Source organism: Bifidobacterium [indicum] DSM 20214 = LMG 11587 (assembly GCF_000706765.1).
GTDB lineage: Bacteria > Actinomycetota > Actinomycetes > Actinomycetales > Bifidobacteriaceae > Bombiscardovia > Bombiscardovia coryneformis.
In genome coordinates this window covers 1,553,616-1,569,382 of record NZ_CP006018.1, presented here as the reverse complement: position 1 = coordinate 1,569,382, position 15,767 = coordinate 1,553,616, and the positions used below count along the sequence as shown (strand labels likewise).

12 protein-coding genes and 1 tRNA gene are annotated in these 15,767 nt (G+C 61.0%); 11 read left to right on the top strand and 2 right to left on the bottom strand.

Going from position 1 to position 15,767, the window contains the following annotated elements:
• Positions 1-88 precede the first annotated feature (88 nt).
• Positions 89-162: transfer RNA gene (locus BINDI_RS06375), tRNA-Lys, on the top strand.
• A gap of 146 nt (positions 163-308) precedes the next feature.
• Here the strand turns inward: BINDI_RS06375 and BINDI_RS06370 are convergent.
• On the bottom strand, positions 309-686 hold the full coding sequence (locus tag BINDI_RS06370; RefSeq protein WP_033491159.1) for a PH domain-containing protein: 378 nt from the start codon (positions 684-686) through the stop codon (positions 309-311).
• 336 nt (positions 687-1,022) lie between these two features.
• Between BINDI_RS06370 and BINDI_RS06365 the strand changes: the two genes are divergently transcribed.
• From BINDI_RS06365 to clpB, 5 genes are all read left to right on the top strand, one after another.
• Complete coding sequence (locus BINDI_RS06365; protein WP_033491160.1) at positions 1,023-2,369, top strand: metal-dependent hydrolase family protein; 1,347 nt, start codon at positions 1,023-1,025, stop codon at positions 2,367-2,369.
• Positions 2,370-2,491: 122 nt separating this feature from the next.
• A complete protein-coding gene (gene gluQRS, locus BINDI_RS06360; RefSeq protein ID WP_052109014.1) occupies positions 2,492-3,547 on the top strand; it encodes a tRNA glutamyl-Q(34) synthetase GluQRS in 1,056 nt (351 codons plus the stop codon).
• Positions 3,548-3,669: 122 nt separating this feature from the next.
• Complete coding sequence (locus tag BINDI_RS06355) at positions 3,670-4,476, top strand: YggS family pyridoxal phosphate-dependent enzyme (protein WP_033491161.1); 807 nt, start codon at positions 3,670-3,672, stop codon at positions 4,474-4,476.
• A 50-nt stretch (positions 4,477-4,526) separates the two neighbouring features.
• Entirely contained in the window at positions 4,527-5,342 is an 816-nt protein-coding gene (locus tag BINDI_RS06350) for a fumarylacetoacetate hydrolase family protein (RefSeq protein ID WP_033491162.1), read from the top strand.
• Positions 5,343-5,623: 281 nt separating this feature from the next.
• Positions 5,624-8,398, top strand: coding sequence for an ATP-dependent chaperone ClpB (gene clpB / locus BINDI_RS06345; RefSeq protein WP_033491163.1), 2,775 nt, complete (start codon positions 5,624-5,626; stop codon positions 8,396-8,398).
• Positions 8,399-8,493: 95 nt separating this feature from the next.
• Here the strand turns inward: clpB and BINDI_RS06340 are convergent, their stop codons facing one another.
• Positions 8,494-10,593 (bottom strand): P-type ATPase actuator domain-containing protein, encoded by a 2,100-nt coding sequence (locus BINDI_RS06340; protein ID WP_033491165.1) that lies wholly within the window; start codon positions 10,591-10,593, stop codon positions 8,494-8,496.
• A 198-nt stretch (positions 10,594-10,791) separates the two neighbouring features.
• Here BINDI_RS06340 and BINDI_RS06335 point away from each other — a divergent pair, with 198 nt between their 5' ends.
• The 5 genes from BINDI_RS06335 (at position 10,792) to BINDI_RS06315 (ending at position 15,658) form a co-directional block, all read left to right on the top strand.
• Positions 10,792-12,153 carry a DNA recombination protein RmuC gene (locus BINDI_RS06335; protein ID WP_033491167.1) on the top strand — a complete coding sequence of 454 codons (1,362 nt, stop codon included), beginning with the start codon at positions 10,792-10,794 and terminating at the stop codon, positions 12,151-12,153.
• Between the two features lie 48 nt (positions 12,154-12,201).
• Entirely contained in the window at positions 12,202-12,909 is a 708-nt protein-coding gene (locus BINDI_RS06330; RefSeq protein WP_033491169.1) for a type I phosphoribosyltransferase, read from the top strand.
• Positions 12,906-13,634 carry a TrmH family RNA methyltransferase gene (locus BINDI_RS06325; protein ID WP_033491171.1) on the top strand — a complete coding sequence of 243 codons (729 nt, stop codon included), beginning with the start codon at positions 12,906-12,908 and terminating at the stop codon, positions 13,632-13,634. The genes BINDI_RS06330 and BINDI_RS06325 overlap by 4 nt, the downstream gene beginning before the upstream one ends.
• 99 nt (positions 13,635-13,733) lie before the next feature.
• Positions 13,734-14,717 carry an ATP-binding cassette domain-containing protein gene (locus BINDI_RS06320; protein WP_033491173.1) on the top strand — a complete coding sequence of 328 codons (984 nt, stop codon included), beginning with the start codon at positions 13,734-13,736 and terminating at the stop codon, positions 14,715-14,717.
• Positions 14,714-15,658, top strand: a complete 945-nt coding sequence (locus BINDI_RS06315) for an ABC transporter permease (RefSeq protein ID WP_033491174.1) — start codon at positions 14,714-14,716, stop codon at positions 15,656-15,658. Before BINDI_RS06320 ends, BINDI_RS06315 begins: the two co-directional genes overlap by 4 nt.
• The last annotated feature ends 109 nt before the right edge of the window (positions 15,659-15,767 follow it).

Sequence of the window (15,767 nt, the reverse complement as noted above, 5' to 3'; positions counted from 1 at the left end):
GTAATCCTTTTGATGTCAGGTGACGCGCCGTGTTGCACGGTATGGAAAACGGTGTATAGTTACATCTTGGCTCAGCTATGTGCCACACGCCCCTATAGCTCAGTTGGCTAGAGCAGCTGACTCTTAATCAGCGTGTCCGGGGTTCGAGCCCCCGTGGGGGCACAGAGTCAAAACCCTACAGCCGCAACGGTTGTAGGGTTTTCCTTTATCCATGCTCGGCATGTCCGAAACCGGTTTTGTTGGATATTCGTTGGATAAACACCCCCTCGTAAAAAAGCCCCGCCGAAGCGGGGCCGGAAGGTCATTGCTTAACTAATGAGCACGTTTCTTACGTCGCCAGCCTGCCTGCTGCTTTCCTCCGCGGCGGTCCTCAGCCACTGGGCGATGGCGTTCGGGTTCTTGATGTAGGGCAGTTCGTGGGCGTATCCGTTGTTCTCGACTACGGAGAGCGACCCGCCCAGGAACAGGTTGTCGGTGGCGTTGATCATCTTCGCCCTCCGAAGGTCGATGTGCGTCGTCTTCCTTGAAATCAGCCCGGTCTGCTGGGTGAGGATGTACGTGCCGTCGAACGAGTACTGCGTCGTGGCGATCTGCACGGCCTTGATTACGGTGGGAATACACATCAGCATCCATCCCCAGCATGCGTTCCCGATCAGTGCCCGCCAGTCTTTCTCTATCTGCGGCATGAAACCCCCTTTGGTAGTCGTCGGTGATCTTCTACAGGGTAACAGGAGCGCCGCCTAAGTACGTATGGGCCTTAAGGGAAAGGCCCATTGAAGCAGGGTTAACGGTATCGGTGACTATGAGTAGTGGACCGCAGTTGCCCTAGTCATGCCTGGATCAGGTCGATGGTATTCACGGTAAATCGCACGGATGTTCTTAGCGTGGTGGGGGACGGATTAAGGCGCGCGGTCCGATGCATTTGGACCATTCTTGAATGGTTCCCCATATCGCGGATAATATGAGTCATATACAGGATTCCTTGTACTGGTTCACCGAAGAAATGGAAAGCAGGTATGACTATGGGGCGTCTTCAAGGCAGGAAAGAGCGTGAACCGTTTGTACTGGAACACGCCAGTATCGCCACGGGTGACGAGGCGGGCACCGTCGAGACTGACATGTCCATCCTGGTGTCGGCGGATGGGCGCATCGAGCAGGTCTGCCCCACCGAGTTGGCCTATATACCTTCGGGGTACCATCGCATCGATGCCACCGGCAAGTTCGTGGCACCCGGTCTGATCAACGCCCATGTCCATCTTTTCGCCGATGGAAAGCCCCTTTCCGGCGGTGGCAATACTTCGCCTCGTGTGATCAACGGGGTCATGAAGGCCTTGCACAGTCCCGCGGGCAGGCTTCTCATGGACGCCCGAATCAAGAAGAACGTCTCCGCCCTGCTGAACTCTGGTGTAACCACGATTCGGACCCTGGGCGATATCGGCTATGAGGGGGTCCGCCTGCGCGACAAGATCGATGCTGAAGAGGTGACAGGTCCCCGTATCCTTGCTGCCGGGCCCCTGCTGGCCATTCCGGGTGGGCACGGCGATCCCTTCATCTCCCTTTCGTGCACTTCACCCGAAGAGGCCAGGCGCAGGACCAGGGAGAACCTCGACCACGGGGTCAACGCCATCAAGGTTGCCGCAACCGGTGGTGTGACCGATGCCACCAAGGTCGGTGAGGCCGGCAGCCCTCAGATGACCCAAGATGAGATGGCCGCCGTCTGTGATGAGGCCCATGAGTTCGGCGTTCTGGTGGCCGCCCATGCCCAGAGCCCGGAGGGTGTCAAAGCCGCCCTGAAGGCCGGTGTGGATACGATTGAACACGGCAGTGCCATGGATGACGAGATTATCGGGCTTTTCTTGGATAATCCGCGCTCGCTGCGTGGCTTCTCGGGTCTGGACCCCACCCTGTGCGCGGGTCTGCCCTTGATTAAACTGCCTCAGGACCAGCTTGGGGTCAGTGATATCGTCCGCAGCAACTCCGAGTTGGTCGTTGATGGAATGGTCCAGGGGGCCAGGCAAGGCCGTGAGAATGGTATCTCGGTCGGTGTCGGCACTGATACCGGTATGACCTTCGTGCCCCAGTACGGTACCTGGCGTGAGCTGGACTACATGGTCAAGTATGCGGGCTTCACCCCCGCCCAGGCTTTCCACTCGGCCACCCAGGTCAATGCACGCAACCTTGGATTCAGCGATGTGACAGGTTCTGTTGAGGCTGGCAAGGATGCCGATTTGATCGTCCTGGCCGAGGATCCCGTCAAGAATCTGCGCACCCTGGCCAATCCCCAGCTGGTCATCGCCCGGGGCAAGCCGGTCTGGCACCCCGAGGTCAAGCACTTCGAGGACATCGACCACCTGCTCGATACCTTCTGATTCGATACCCCCGCCCGTAACATGCCTACGGGCGGAGGCCGTCGATTTGTATTCGCAGCCTGCGGCCCTTTCGATATGCCCCCGCCTTCTCCCATGACGAGGTGCCGTGGGAGCATGGCGGTATGCAGAACGGAGATTCGGGACTGAACCGGTCGGGTTCTGCCCAGGTTGTCGGGAGGCTGGCGCCTTCGCCGACCGGGCGGATGCACCTGGGCAACATCTACGCATGCCTGGCGGCCTGGTTGGGTGTCAGGTCTTCTGGGGCTTCCGGGGTGTTGCGCCTGCGAATCGAAGACATCGACGGGCCTCGTGTGGTCGAGGGCGCCGACCGGTGGATCATGGATGACCTCGATTGGTTGGGGTTGGACTGGGATGGTCCTGTGGTCTATCAATCGCGGCGCGGGGCTGACTATGACCAGGCCTTGAACGTGCTGCAAGACCAGCATTTGACGGATGGCGAGCCCCTGGTATATCCCTGCTTCTGCTCGCGGGCTGATATCCGTGCGGCCTCGGCCCCCAATGAGGGTGATGGATTCCTGGTGTATCCGGGAACCTGCCGGAATCTTCCCGTGGATGTGGTTTCGGAACGGTTGGACCGGGGCGACCGGCACAGTCTGCGTATCGCGGTTCCTGCCGACTCTATTGGTCCTGATGCCATCTGCCGGTTTGACGATCTGGTATTCGGGGCCAGGTCCTTCAACCTGCCCCGGGATGTGGGTGACGTGGTTATCAGGAGGGCGGATGGGTTGGTCTCCTACCAGCTTGCCGTCACGGTCGATGACCTGGCCATGGGGGTGAATCAGATTGTGCGGGGGCGGGACCTTTTGCGGTCAACGGCGATCCAGACCTGGATCCGGAGCCACCTGCGGATGGACGCCCAGCCCGTTCAGTATGCCCACCTGCCCCTGATAGACGGTGCGGATGGCAGGCGGATGTCCAAGCGGTTCGGCTCGCCTGATATGCAGACCCTCCGTGAACAGGGGTGGACTGCACGGCAGGTGATTGGAGTCTGTGGTTGGCTTCTTGGGCTTCTGGACCATCCCGGGCCTGCAAGTGCGCAGGAGCTGCTGGATTGCTTCACATGGAAGAGACTGGCCTGCAATCAGGAGGACCGTCGACTTGACTTCGAAGGGCCGAATCTGGCCGGGATTGGTTCGGAAGGCTCCAAACTGGCCTGATTTCCGGTGTTCACGGGTCGATGGTGGTTCCCCGGCGGACGCATATGATTCGGCCCGGTGGTAGGAACCCCTGGTTACCATGGCCTCAGTCGAAGCTTCCGAATATGAGGAGGTACTGGGGCATGGTCGCTTATATGGACCACAAGGATTTGTCTAATCGGATCATCAGCCAGGAACGGACCGTGCAGATTGCCGACGGGGTCAAGAAGGTGGCTGAGCGAATCGCCAAGGCGGAAGAAGCGGCGGGGCGGCGCGAGGGGTCGGTCGCACTCCTGGCGGCCACCAAGACCCGGGATGTGGGTGAAATCATGGCTGCCATCGATGCTGGCATCCATCTGATTGGGGAGAACCGGCCCCAGGAGGTCACGGCCAAGGCCGAGGGGCTGATTGAGTCCTGCCGCGAGAGGGGGCTGCGACTCGGCGGTGATTCGTCCGGCTCACAGACCGTGGGATTCCACCTGATAGGCCAGCTCCAGTCCAATAAGATCAACAAGGTCCTGCCCTATGTCGACACGGTCGAGTCCGTAGACGGTCTGGAGCTTGCGCGGAAGGTAGCCTCCCGTGCCCAGGCCAAGGGCTTGGTCAAGGGCATTTTCCTCGAAGTCAACGAATCGGGCGAGGAAGCCAAGTCGGGCTGTGGCCCCGACCAGGCCCTGGACCTGGCTTACGAGTTGGCAGGCATGGAGGGGATACGGCTGGATGGACTCATGACCATCGGAGCCCATGTGGATGACGAGGTGACGATTCGCCAAGGATTCAGCCACCTGCGAGGCCTACGTGACACCATTCGGTCCTCGGGTGAGCCCGGGGCCGATTCCTGCACCGCTCTTTCCATGGGCATGACGGGCGATCTGGACTATGCAGTGGCCGAAGGGTCCACAATCGTTCGCGTGGGTACCGCCATTTTCGGTCAGCGTGCTTTCATCTGAGGGGCGGACCGGACTCCTCGACGGACTCTCCCAGGGGCTAGACTGTCCCTATGAGAATCGCGCGTTTTTCCATCGGTAATACTCCTCGCTATGCCTTCGTCCAGGAGGACAAGCAGGACGGCAAGGACTATCTGGTTGAGCTGAGCGGGTACCCCCTGACCGGGCAGCAGGTGGAGCCCACGGGTAAGCGTTATGCCCTGGACGACGAGAATGTGCGCCTGCTGGCGCCGGTCATTCCGTCCAAGATATATGGTGCCGCCAAGAACTATCGGGCCCATGCCGCCTATATGGCGGAGAAGGGTCAGGCTGTGAACCCGGAGCCGCCTGAGCGCCTTATGGTCTTCATGAAACCATCCACCTCGGTTATCGGCCCTGATGATCCGATTATCAAGCCCTCCTACAGCAAGGACATGAACTACGAGCCCGAGGTGGCTGTGGTCATAGGGCGTATCGCACGCAAGGTCAGCGAGGCCGAGGCTATGGACTACGTGCTGGGATATACCTGCGTCAATGATGTGACCCTGCGCGACCTCCAGCAGGATGACCCCATGTGGACCCGCTGCAAGGGTTTCGATACCGCCTGCCCGCTGGGTCCCTGGATTGAAACCGATCTGGACTACCGGGATGCGAGGATATCCTTCAGGCTCAACGGCGAGGAGGTGCCCGAGGCCAGCGGTACCACGGCCAACCTGATTCATTCCATCCCCGAGCAGATTGCCTTCATCTCCAGCTTCGCCACCTTGCTTCCGGGTGACGTGATCATGACCGGCACCCCCAACGCATCAGGTTCCTTGCAGGGGCGGGATGAGGCCACTGTCCACGTTGATGGCATCGGTGACCTGCGCAACGTGGTCATCGACGAGTAGGGCCCGATTTTCCGAATCGGTTGTTCGGGGTTGCCGGCGGCCCTGGGTCGCAGCTGGGATGACCCTCATCCGGTGTGACGTCTTCTTTGGTGAACGGGACTCTGTCCGATTGACGGGGTCCCGTTCTCTGTATCTGACTCATTTAAAAAACCTGAGTCATATAGACTCAAGTTTTGGGAATAAGTATGTCCATCTGTGGGTTGATTAATGCAGATATGACCGAAGCATGGTCTGATCGGGCGGCTCCGACGGGTCATGCGGAAGATTGTTGGAGGACAACCATGGAACAGAACTTCACCACCATGGCCCAGGAGGCCATTGGAGATGCCATTCAGTCCGCCTCGGCGGCGGGCAACCCTCAGGTGGATGTGCTTCACCTGCTGGATTCCCTGCTCAGGCAGCAGTCCGGAGTGGTTGGTGGATTGATTCAGACGGCCGGTGGCGACAGCAAGCAGATAGGGGCCGCCGTCCGCAATGCCCTTGTGGCCCTGCCCTCGGCCAGTGGGTCGACGGCCTCTCAGCCCCAGGCCAGCCGCCAACTGAGCATGGCAATCAGCCAGGCCGAGAAGGAGATGCAGCAGATGGGGGACGAGTACGTCTCCACCGAGCACCTGCTCATCGCCATCGCGGAGGTGCCCGGTCAGGCCGCGGACATCCTGCGTCAGGCGGGTCTCACGCCTGAGGCCCTGCGCAAGGCGACGCCCGATGTGCGCGGTGGCGCCAAGGTGACCAGCCCCGATGCCGAGGGCACATACAAGGCCTTGGAGAAGTACTCGACCGACCTGACGGCCCAGGCCAAGGAGGGGAAACTGGACCCGGTGATTGGTCGGGACCAGGAGATTCGTCGCGTCATGCAGATCCTGTCGAGGCGTACCAAGAACAATCCTGTTCTGATTGGTGAACCCGGCGTGGGCAAGACCGCCGTCGTCGAGGGCCTGGCCGAGCGGATTGTGGCCGGTGATGTTCCTACCACTTTGGAAGGCAAGAGGTTGATTTCGCTCGACCTCGGCTCCATGGTGGCCGGCAGCAAGTACCGTGGCGAGTTCGAGGAGCGTCTCAAGGCGGTCCTGAACGAAATCAAGAGTGCGAACGGGCAGATCATCACCTTTATCGATGAGATTCACACCATCGTCGGAGCCGGCGCCAGCGAGGGCTCCATGGATGCCGGCAATATGCTCAAGCCCATGTTGGCCAGGGGCGAGCTCCGTCTGATTGGGGCCACTACCCTGGATGAGTACCGCGAGAACATCGAGAAGGATCCCGCCCTGGAGCGTCGCTTCCAGCAGGTCTTCGTGGGTGAACCCACCGTGGAGGATACGGTGGCCATCCTGCGTGGTCTGAAGCAGCGGTATGAGGCCCACCATAAGGTGACCATCGGTGACGATGCCCTGGTGGCGGCCGCCACCCTGTCAAACCGGTACATCTCCGGCCGCCAGCTTCCCGACAAGGCCATCGACCTGGTCGACGAGGCCGCCGCCCATCTGAGGATGGAACTGGACTCGCAGCCTGAGGAGATCGACGAGCTGCAGCGGAGGGTCACCCGCCTCGAAATGGAGGAGATGCAGCTGAAGAAGGCCGACGATCCGGCATCCCATGACCGCCTGGAAAAGCTCCAGGGTGAGCTGGCCGACTCCCGCGAAAAGCTGGTCGGGCTCAAGAGTCGCTGGGATCAGGAGAAGGCCGGGCACAACAAGGTTGGCGACCTCCGTGCACAGTTGGATGCCAAGAGGGTGGAGGCGGACAAGGCCACCCGCGAAGGCGATCTGGAGAAGGCCTCCAAGATTCTGTACGGTGAGATTCCCGGCATTCGTAAGGAGCTTGCCGAGGCGGAGAACGCCGCGGACAAGGCCAAGGCTGCTGCTGATTCAGGGGAATCTCAGCCGGACGGGGCGGACGCCGTCGGCGGTCCGGCGCAAGAGCCCATGGTTCCCGACCATGTGGATGCCGATTCGGTGGCCGAGATTGTTTCCGACTGGACCGGTATTCCCGTGGGTAGACTCATGGAGGGCGAGAACGAGAAGCTGCTGCACATGGAGGACTACCTGGGCAAGAGGGTAATCGGGCAGAAGGAAGCCATCCGTGCCGTCTCCGATGCGGTTCGCCGCTCGCGTGCCGGCATATCGGACCCCGACCGTCCGACCGGGTCCTTCATGTTCCTTGGACCGACCGGCGTGGGCAAGACCGAGCTGGCCAAGGCCCTGGCCGACTTCCTCTTCGATGACGAGAAGGCCATGGTCCGCATCGACATGTCTGAGTACATGGAGAAGGCCTCCGTTTCTCGGCTGATAGGCGCGGCCCCGGGCTACGTCGGTTATGAGGAGGGCGGTCAGCTGACTGAGGCGGTCCGTCGTCGGCCATACTCGGTGGTCCTCTTCGATGAGGTGGAAAAGGCCAACCCTGAAGTCTTCGACATTCTCCTGCAGGTCTTGGATGATGGTCGCCTGACCGACGGGCAGGGACGGACCGTGGACTTCAAGAACACGATTCTGATCATGACCTCCAACCTGGGTTCCCAGTTCCTGATCAAGGATGAGCTGGACCAGGATGCCAAGCGGAAGGCGGTCTTGGATGCGGTCCAGGCCAACTTCAAGCCCGAGTTCCTGAATCGATTGGATGAGTTGGTCATCTTCGACCCGCTCACCCGTGATGAGTTGGGTGGCATCGTGGATATCCAGGTCAGGCAGGTCTCACAGCGTCTGACCGACCGCAGAATCACCCTTGATGTATCCGACTCGGCCAGGGAGTGGCTCGCCAGCATGGGGTATGACCCTGCTTTCGGCGCCCGCCCGCTGCGCAGGCTGGTCCAGACCGAGGTAGGGGACCAGCTGGCGCGGATGCTTCTGTCCGGCAAGGTGCATGACGGCGACACCGTACTGGTTGACCAGACCGGTGGTGAGCACCTGGAGCTGACCGCCTGGCCCACCGATACCCTGGTGGATGATGATGTGAACGTCGGCAGTGTCACTGCTGACGGGGATGCGGTTCCCGGAGACGCTCGCGAGGCCGGGGACGGGAGCCAAGGTAGGAACGCCCAGGACTCCGCACCGGAAGACTGATAGGGCGAATTGAAGAGAAGGCCGGCACCCCGTAGCTGCTATCGGGGGTGCCGGCCTTTCCTATGCGGAGTCAGAGCAGGATGCCCTGCCCGGGCCTAGTGGGTGCTGGGGTTGTCGGGGTTCCACTGGCTGTCGACGATGATCTGGGGCCGACGTGCCGCCACTGTGGGCAGGTGGTCGGTGTCGATTTGGGCCAGGCCCCTCCAGCGTCGACGAAGGTGATGGAGATGGTGCAGGCGGCGGGTGTTTGCCATAGGCAGGATGGCGGCAATGGCCGCTGCCGCCGGGGCGATCATCGGATTGAGCATCCAGCCGAAGAGCGGATAAAGAACGCCTGAGGCGACAATCAGCGCCGCGATGTTGTAAACGGTCGACCAGGTCAGGTTCTCTTTGACTATTCGCTTTGTGGCTTGGCTCAGTTCGATGGCGCGGACAATGCCGTCCAGGTCTCCGTTGCGCAGAATCAGGTCGGGTTCCGTATCTGAGGTGGATTCCCGCCCGGGTCGGGTCCCAAAGGAGATGTGGACCTGGGCCCTCTTCATGGCTTCGGGCTGGTTGTGGCTGTCTGCGGCCAGGGCCACCAGCCTGTCCGGACTGGGGGTGTGGCTCGTGTCTTCGATTCCGTCGGAAGGAGCATCACCCGTATGCTTCCCCAGGTCATGAATCAACCGTTCCAGACAGTAGGCCTTACGGGTATCAGACAACTGGGTGACCAGCATATCCACTCCGGCAACCCGGGCTGCGCGCTCAATGCGTGCGCTGATGCTGTGACCTGATGCCTTGTCCGTTTCGGCCCTGGTGCCGTCCAGGACCAGGCTCATGACTTTCAGGGAGCGCAGGTGTGTGGCCGCCCGGATAAGGGATTCCTCGTATACCTGTGCCCCATCGGAGGAGTCTGACTGATCGGCCAGGGCCGAATCGTCTACGGCCACGGCCGCAACCCGACTCAGATTGCTCATGGCCCTGGGTGAGGTGAAGAGGACTCCGTTCTGTATCCCGGTATTCAGAGCCGTTCTGAACGCCAGAGGTACGGTCACGGTGGCTGCCGTCGGGCAGGCTACGGCCAGGACGCAGAAGGCGCTGGCGACGGCGTGTGCCAGGTTGGGATCGGGGCCGAAAAGGAGCCAGGCCATCAAGGTCCAGACGGTTGCAATCAGAATCCAGGCGATGGCGGTGTGTGTCTTTCGGTCGATGGTGTGCACAGCGGGAGAACGGCCGGTCAAGGCATCGGGAATGACCTGCATGAGTCTGGATACATAGGTGTCCTTGCCCGATGCCTCGACCTTGATGATCAGGTTGCCTTCGACCAGTTTGGTGGAAGCAAGCACATGGTCACCAGGCCCGTACCTGAGGGGGGCCTCCGCGCCGGTCAGCTCCTTTTCGTCGATGGTGGCGAATCCGGCCACCACCTCTCCGTCGTCTGCCAGTCGCTCGCCTTGCCTGACCAGGAGCAGGCTTTCGGTGGCTATGTCGTCCTGGGCCACCTGATGTCCTGTCAGACCGGACCAGGATTCGTCCCCGCTGTCTGTATCCAGTCCCTGGAGTTCCGTGGTATCGAGCACCCTGCCAGAGCCGGGTCGGGTCCGGGCGAGCATCTCGTATGACCGGGCCAGGGAGGAGTGGGTCCTGACCTCAAGGATTCGCGCAAGGAGGAGAAGGGTGATTACCACGCCCACTACGTCGAAGTATGGGGATCGGGATCCTTCGGGCAGGAGGGAACCGGCCACGCAGGTGGCCAGGCTGTACAGGTAGGCGATGCCGGTTGCCAAGGTGGCCAGGAGGTTGGGGGTGCATCGTCGATGCTGTATGGCGCTCCAGCCGTCCAGGATGATGCCGCGTCCACAGTGGAAAAGGACCGGGGTGATCAGGATGGCCTGAATCCAAGGGCTCGTCAGCCATGTGGGGAGGGCATCCGGCGCAAACCGTCCGAAGAGGTCCAGAATCAGGACCGGGGCGGTCAGGATGGTGCTGATTATGGCCAGGCGCACCAGGTGGTGGTATTCGTCTTCGAGGCCATCGATCCGGCGACCCATGTTGGTCCATTCGTCCCGTGCCGGCTCCTTGTCGTCATTCCTCTCCTGCCCCTGCTTGGCATCTGTGCTGCCCGAGGGCATGAGGAAGTACCGGATGATGAACCAGGTTGCAGCGCAGGCTACAACAAGACCGACTATCGCCAGAAAGATATCGATACCCACCGGTTCTCCTTCGTCGTGGTCTATTGTTTCGGACGTCGCTGTACGGATTCGGGCCTCCGATATGTCTATTTTGCCCTTTTCGCATGGAATGCGTTCCCTGTTCCGACTGTTCCTTGCCGAATAAACTAATTACCAGGCTGGTCTTCCTATGCGGACATGCTATCGGGCGGGTCCATGAGATGGGGTTTACTAGAACATATGTTCGATTCTACAGGTTCTGCAATCATCCTTGCTCTGGTTCTCCTGGCCGTGCTTGTTCTTGGAGGGGCGGTCGGCTATGCACTCGGAAAGGCCCAGGGTCGGCAGATTCCCCTGCCTGTTCGGGAGGGGGAGACGGAAGAGCTGCGCTCGCAGCTGGAACAGTCCCGGCAGGAGCTGCGTGAGTCGGAATCCGCCGCAGTGGAATACCGGACCAGGGTTGATGGTCTCAGCCAGGAGTTGGCCTATGTCAAGTCTCAACTGGCCCAGGCCCAGCAGGCCGAGCAGGTCCGCTTGGATCGGGAGAGGCTTCGGGCCCAGGCCCAGGAGGAGGAGAAGCGCCGCAGACAGGCCGAGGCTCTGCAGGAGGAGAGCAAGGTCCTTTCCGCTTTGGCTCCCGTACAGAAGAACCTGGATGCCCTGCAGCAGAAGGTCTCTCAGATAGAGGAGGGCCGCAAGCAGGAGATGGGCTCCCTGGGGCAGCAGCTCAAGATCCTGGGGGAGCAGCAAGGCAGGCTCGATAAGGAGACCAGCTCCCTGGCATCAGCCCTGCGCAACAACAAGGTTCGTGGGGCCTGGGGTGAGGCGCAGCTCAAGAACATCGTCGAATCCGCGGGGCTGCTGGAGCATGTGGACTTCGATACCCAGGTGGTGGTCACCTCGCCGGATGGCAAGACTCTGCGCCCTGACATGGTGGTTCACCTGCCCGGAGGCAAGACCATACCCATCGATGCCAAGGCCCCGTACTCGGAGTACCAGCGGGCCTGCGAGATTCCCGATACTGCATCGGATGACGACCTCCGCCGTCGCGACGATCTCCTCAAGGCCCATGCCAAGGCTTTGCGCGACCATGTCAAGACCCTGGGCGACAAGCAGTACTGGAACGCTTTCGACACGGCTCCTGACTTCGTTGTGGCCTTCATACCCAATGACTCCCTCCTTCAGGCCGCTCTGGAAGTGGATCCGACCTTGATGGATGATGCCTTCGCGCAGAAAGTGGCCCTGACCTCCCCGGTCACCCTCTGGGCCGTGCTCAAGTCGGTGGCCTATGCCTGGCAGCAGCAGAACCTGACCGATGATGCCAAGACGCTTTTCACACTGACCCATGAGCTCTATGAGCGGTTCGTCGTACTGGGCGACCGTGCCAACAAGTTGGGCAAGTCCATCACCAGTACCGTTGCCGCCTACAACAATTTCGCCGCCTCGCTGGAATCCAGGGTCCTGGTCACGGCCAGGAAGTTGCAGAACCTGGATCCGACCAAGATCATCGACCCGGTGGATATGATCAATTCCGAAAAGGCCAATCTGCGGGAATTGACCGCTCCGGAGGTTCTGCCTGACGGTCCCCAGGATGAGGCCTGACCTGCCTGGACTGCCTGCCCGTTGGCAACCGGCGTTAGTCTGGTAGGCATGAGCAAGGCAACAGACACAGAACGGACCGGCTCCTTCCGTCCCACCGGGGCCCCCGACCTGACGCTTGACCAGTCCGCCCGGAGCATGATGGAGCCGGTCGATCAACTGAGGGAACTTCTGTCACGTGAGATTGACGGGCGCCCCTTTACGGAACTCAGCGGGGTCACCTTCGACCATCAGGGTGCGGAGCTGGCCGGTCACGTCCTTCTGGATGCCCTCGAAGATGCCGGCTACTCGGTCGATGATTACGATGCAGTCGGTGCCCTGACCGCTGCCGCCGTCCCCCTGGCCGATGCCATGCTCCACGCCGCCGCCTCAAGGGGGCAGGCCCTGAACGCCTTCGTCATGGATTTCGTCTACCCGTCCATCAAAGGACCATCCATTGAGGGGAAGAGGGTCATTCTCCTGGATGCCTGGCTCAGTCAGAAGTCCTATGTGCAGACATCATCACTGGTCACCCTGCGTAAGGGGAACGAACTCAGTCTCGATTGCAGCATCATCCGGCGGCAGGGTGCCGAACCTCTGGCCATCGCCTCCCTGGTCGGAGGGCTCGGCCCTGAAGCCCCTAGTGGGTTGGGCGAGCTCGACGGCGGACTGCCCACCATCCAGGTTGTCGATACGGTCGATGATTCGAAGACCAGCCTGCCCTTCATCTGTGCCTTCAACGAGCAGCAGTTCAACCCGGGCAAGGGCCAGGAGCGATGAGGGAACCGAATCCCATCACCCAGGCGGCCAAAGAGTCGGGCGAACCTGTCTTCCGGCAAGTGGGATTGGGGCCCTGGGCCGAAGAACATCCTGATCTGCCCCGCCCGGACAATCCCGGTTCCGTCGCCTATGATCCGAGATTCGACAGCGATCTTCTGGACCAGGGCGATCGACGGAATGTGCTTGATCGCTATCGGTATTGGACTGTTGAGGCCATTCGGGATGATTTGGACCGCAGAGGTCGTCACGGGTTCGAAGTGGCTGTCGAGAACTGGACCCATGACTTCAACATCGGTTCCATGGTCCGCACAGCCAATGCCTTCGCCGCAGGTCGGGTCCACATCGTCGGCCCCCACAAGTGGAACCGCAAGGGTGCCCTGATGACCGAGCTGTACCAGCACGTGGTCCACCATCCCAGTATCGATACCATGGTCGATGACCTGCGAGACGAGGCCGGCAGGTCCGGTATCCCCATGCCCAGGCTGATCGCCATCGACAATGTGCCCGGTGCCGTTCCCATCGAGACCTACGACTTCCCGGATCGTTGCCTGATGATCTTCGGCGCCGAAGGGCCGGGTCTTTCCCAGAAGGCCCTGGACCTGGCCGATGATGTGGTCTATATTTCCCAGTTCGGTTCCGTCCGCTCCATCAATGCCGGGGCCGCTGCCGCCGTGGCCATGCATTCCTGGATTGCCCAGCGTGCAGGGGGCGGACGCCTTTCCTGAGGTTTCGGTGTGCATACGTGCCGCCCGTACCTCATTTGCATTGGCGTGGGGCCGGGCGGATGCACGACAGGTGTAGTGAGAAACTGTTATGCTCAGGACATGATAGAGGTTGAACATCTGACTAAGAGCTTTCGTGGCAAAAAGGCCATAGATGATGTCACCTTCACAGTCCCGGATGGCCGCGTCACCGGTTTCCTTGGACCAAACGGGGCTGGAAAATCCACCACCATGCGGGCCTGCCTGGCCTTGATCAAGCCTGAAAAAGGGCGTGCTCTGATAGACGGCAGGCCTTTCACCAAACTCGAGTCACCGATGACTTCGGTCGGGGCGGTGCTCAATCCCAGGTCAGCCCACAAGTCGCGCTCGGCTTATGCCCATCTGCGTTCCCTGGCCGCCTCCAACGGGATTCCTGTGGCTCGGGTCGACGAGGTCATGGAGATGGTGGGACTGACAGGCGTAAAGAACAAGAGCGCCGGCTCCTTCTCCCTGGGTATGAGTCAACGGCTCTCCATTGCGGCGGCCCTTCTGGGCGATCCCAGGAACCTTGTCCTGGACGAACCCATCAACGGTCTTGATCCCGATGGGGTCAAGTGGGTGCGCGAACTCTGCAGGTCCGCTGCCGCCCAGGGCAAGGCGGTCCTCTTGAGCTCCCATCTGATGAGTGAGGTGGCCTTGACCGCCGATGACCTGGTCATCATCGGGCAGGGCCGCATCATGGAGCGAACCACGGTCGACCGCTTCATCCAGGAGCATTCGCACGAATCCATCAGGGCGGTCACTCCTCAACCCAATGAGTTCATGGCCGCCCTGTCAACGGCAGCGGGAATCCACATCACCAGGCTGCCGTCGGACTCGGCATGTCCACCCGACGCGGCCCTCTTCCGTATAGAGGGGGCGCCTCTGGCGTCAACGGCCACCATCCTGGCCAATGACCAGGTCGTCCTGTATGAGTTCTGCCAGGAGAAGGCCTCGCTGGAGGAGGCCTACATGAAAGCCACCCACGGGCAGGTCGAATATCGGTCCCGGGTTGTTGCCGACCCCGAGGCAGATGCCCGCAACAAGTCGAGGCGAGGCAGGCGATGAGACGTGTGGCGCATAGGGCCCCCGATGGTGCCCGACACATAGTCGATATCCGCGCAGCGTCCGCCGGGAGCAGGAGGGACCTCGCCCCCTCGCGGGTCCATCTCTCCTTCCTCCGGGCCCTGCATGGCGAAATGCTCAAGCTGAATTCGCTCAAGTCGACATGGATCATGGTCGCCCTGGCCCTGCTCCTTGAGCCTTTCGGAGCCTTCGCCTCGGCCTGGAGCTACAAGTACCTGAGCACGATCAATCCAACCACGGGGAAGCCTCTGAAAACCCCCGCTCCCATAGCCATGTCGGATTACTGGCTATCCACGGGGGCGGGGCTGAGCATGGCCATCATCGTGGTCGGCATCATGGGTGTTCTCTGCATCAGTTCGGAGTTCACCGGATCCTCCATAACTGCCACCCTGACCAGCAATCCACGTCGCGGCACAGTTCTGGCTGCGAAGGCCGCCTACCTGGCCTTCCTGACATGGATAACCTCCCAGATTGGGGTCCTTTTTTCCTGGGCTGCTGTGCAGCTCACCCTTTCAGCACCCGGCAAGACCGAACTCGAGGCCTCCCAGGTATCACTGCCCTGGTTAAACCTCCTGGGTGGTCCCCTCTTCCTGGCGGTTTTCGCCGTCATGGCCCTGGGCATCGGTGCCGCGTGCCGGTCGACTGTCGGCGGTGTCATGACGGTGTTGGGGTTGATTCTGATAGCCCCCATGCTTCTCAGCATCCTTCGGGCGGTAAGTAGGTACTTTGCCTGGTTGGATACCCTGACCAGCATTCTACCGATGGATCTGCTCGGTCTCTTTTTGGGCGGGCAGACTGCACCTCCCTCTGACGTTACGGGTTTCCTTCCGCTGTGGTGGCAGGCTGGTCTGATCATGGTTGTGTGGGCGGCGGTCTTCTATTTCCTGGGAACCCTGATCGTGAAAAGGGTCGATATCAGCTGACCAATCCGCCGATTGGCGACGATCGGTTTGGGGACATGACACTGCAATTGGGTCTCTGTATCCGCGACCGATGAGGTGGCCTCCCGGGCGTCTGGACCGTTGCACGACC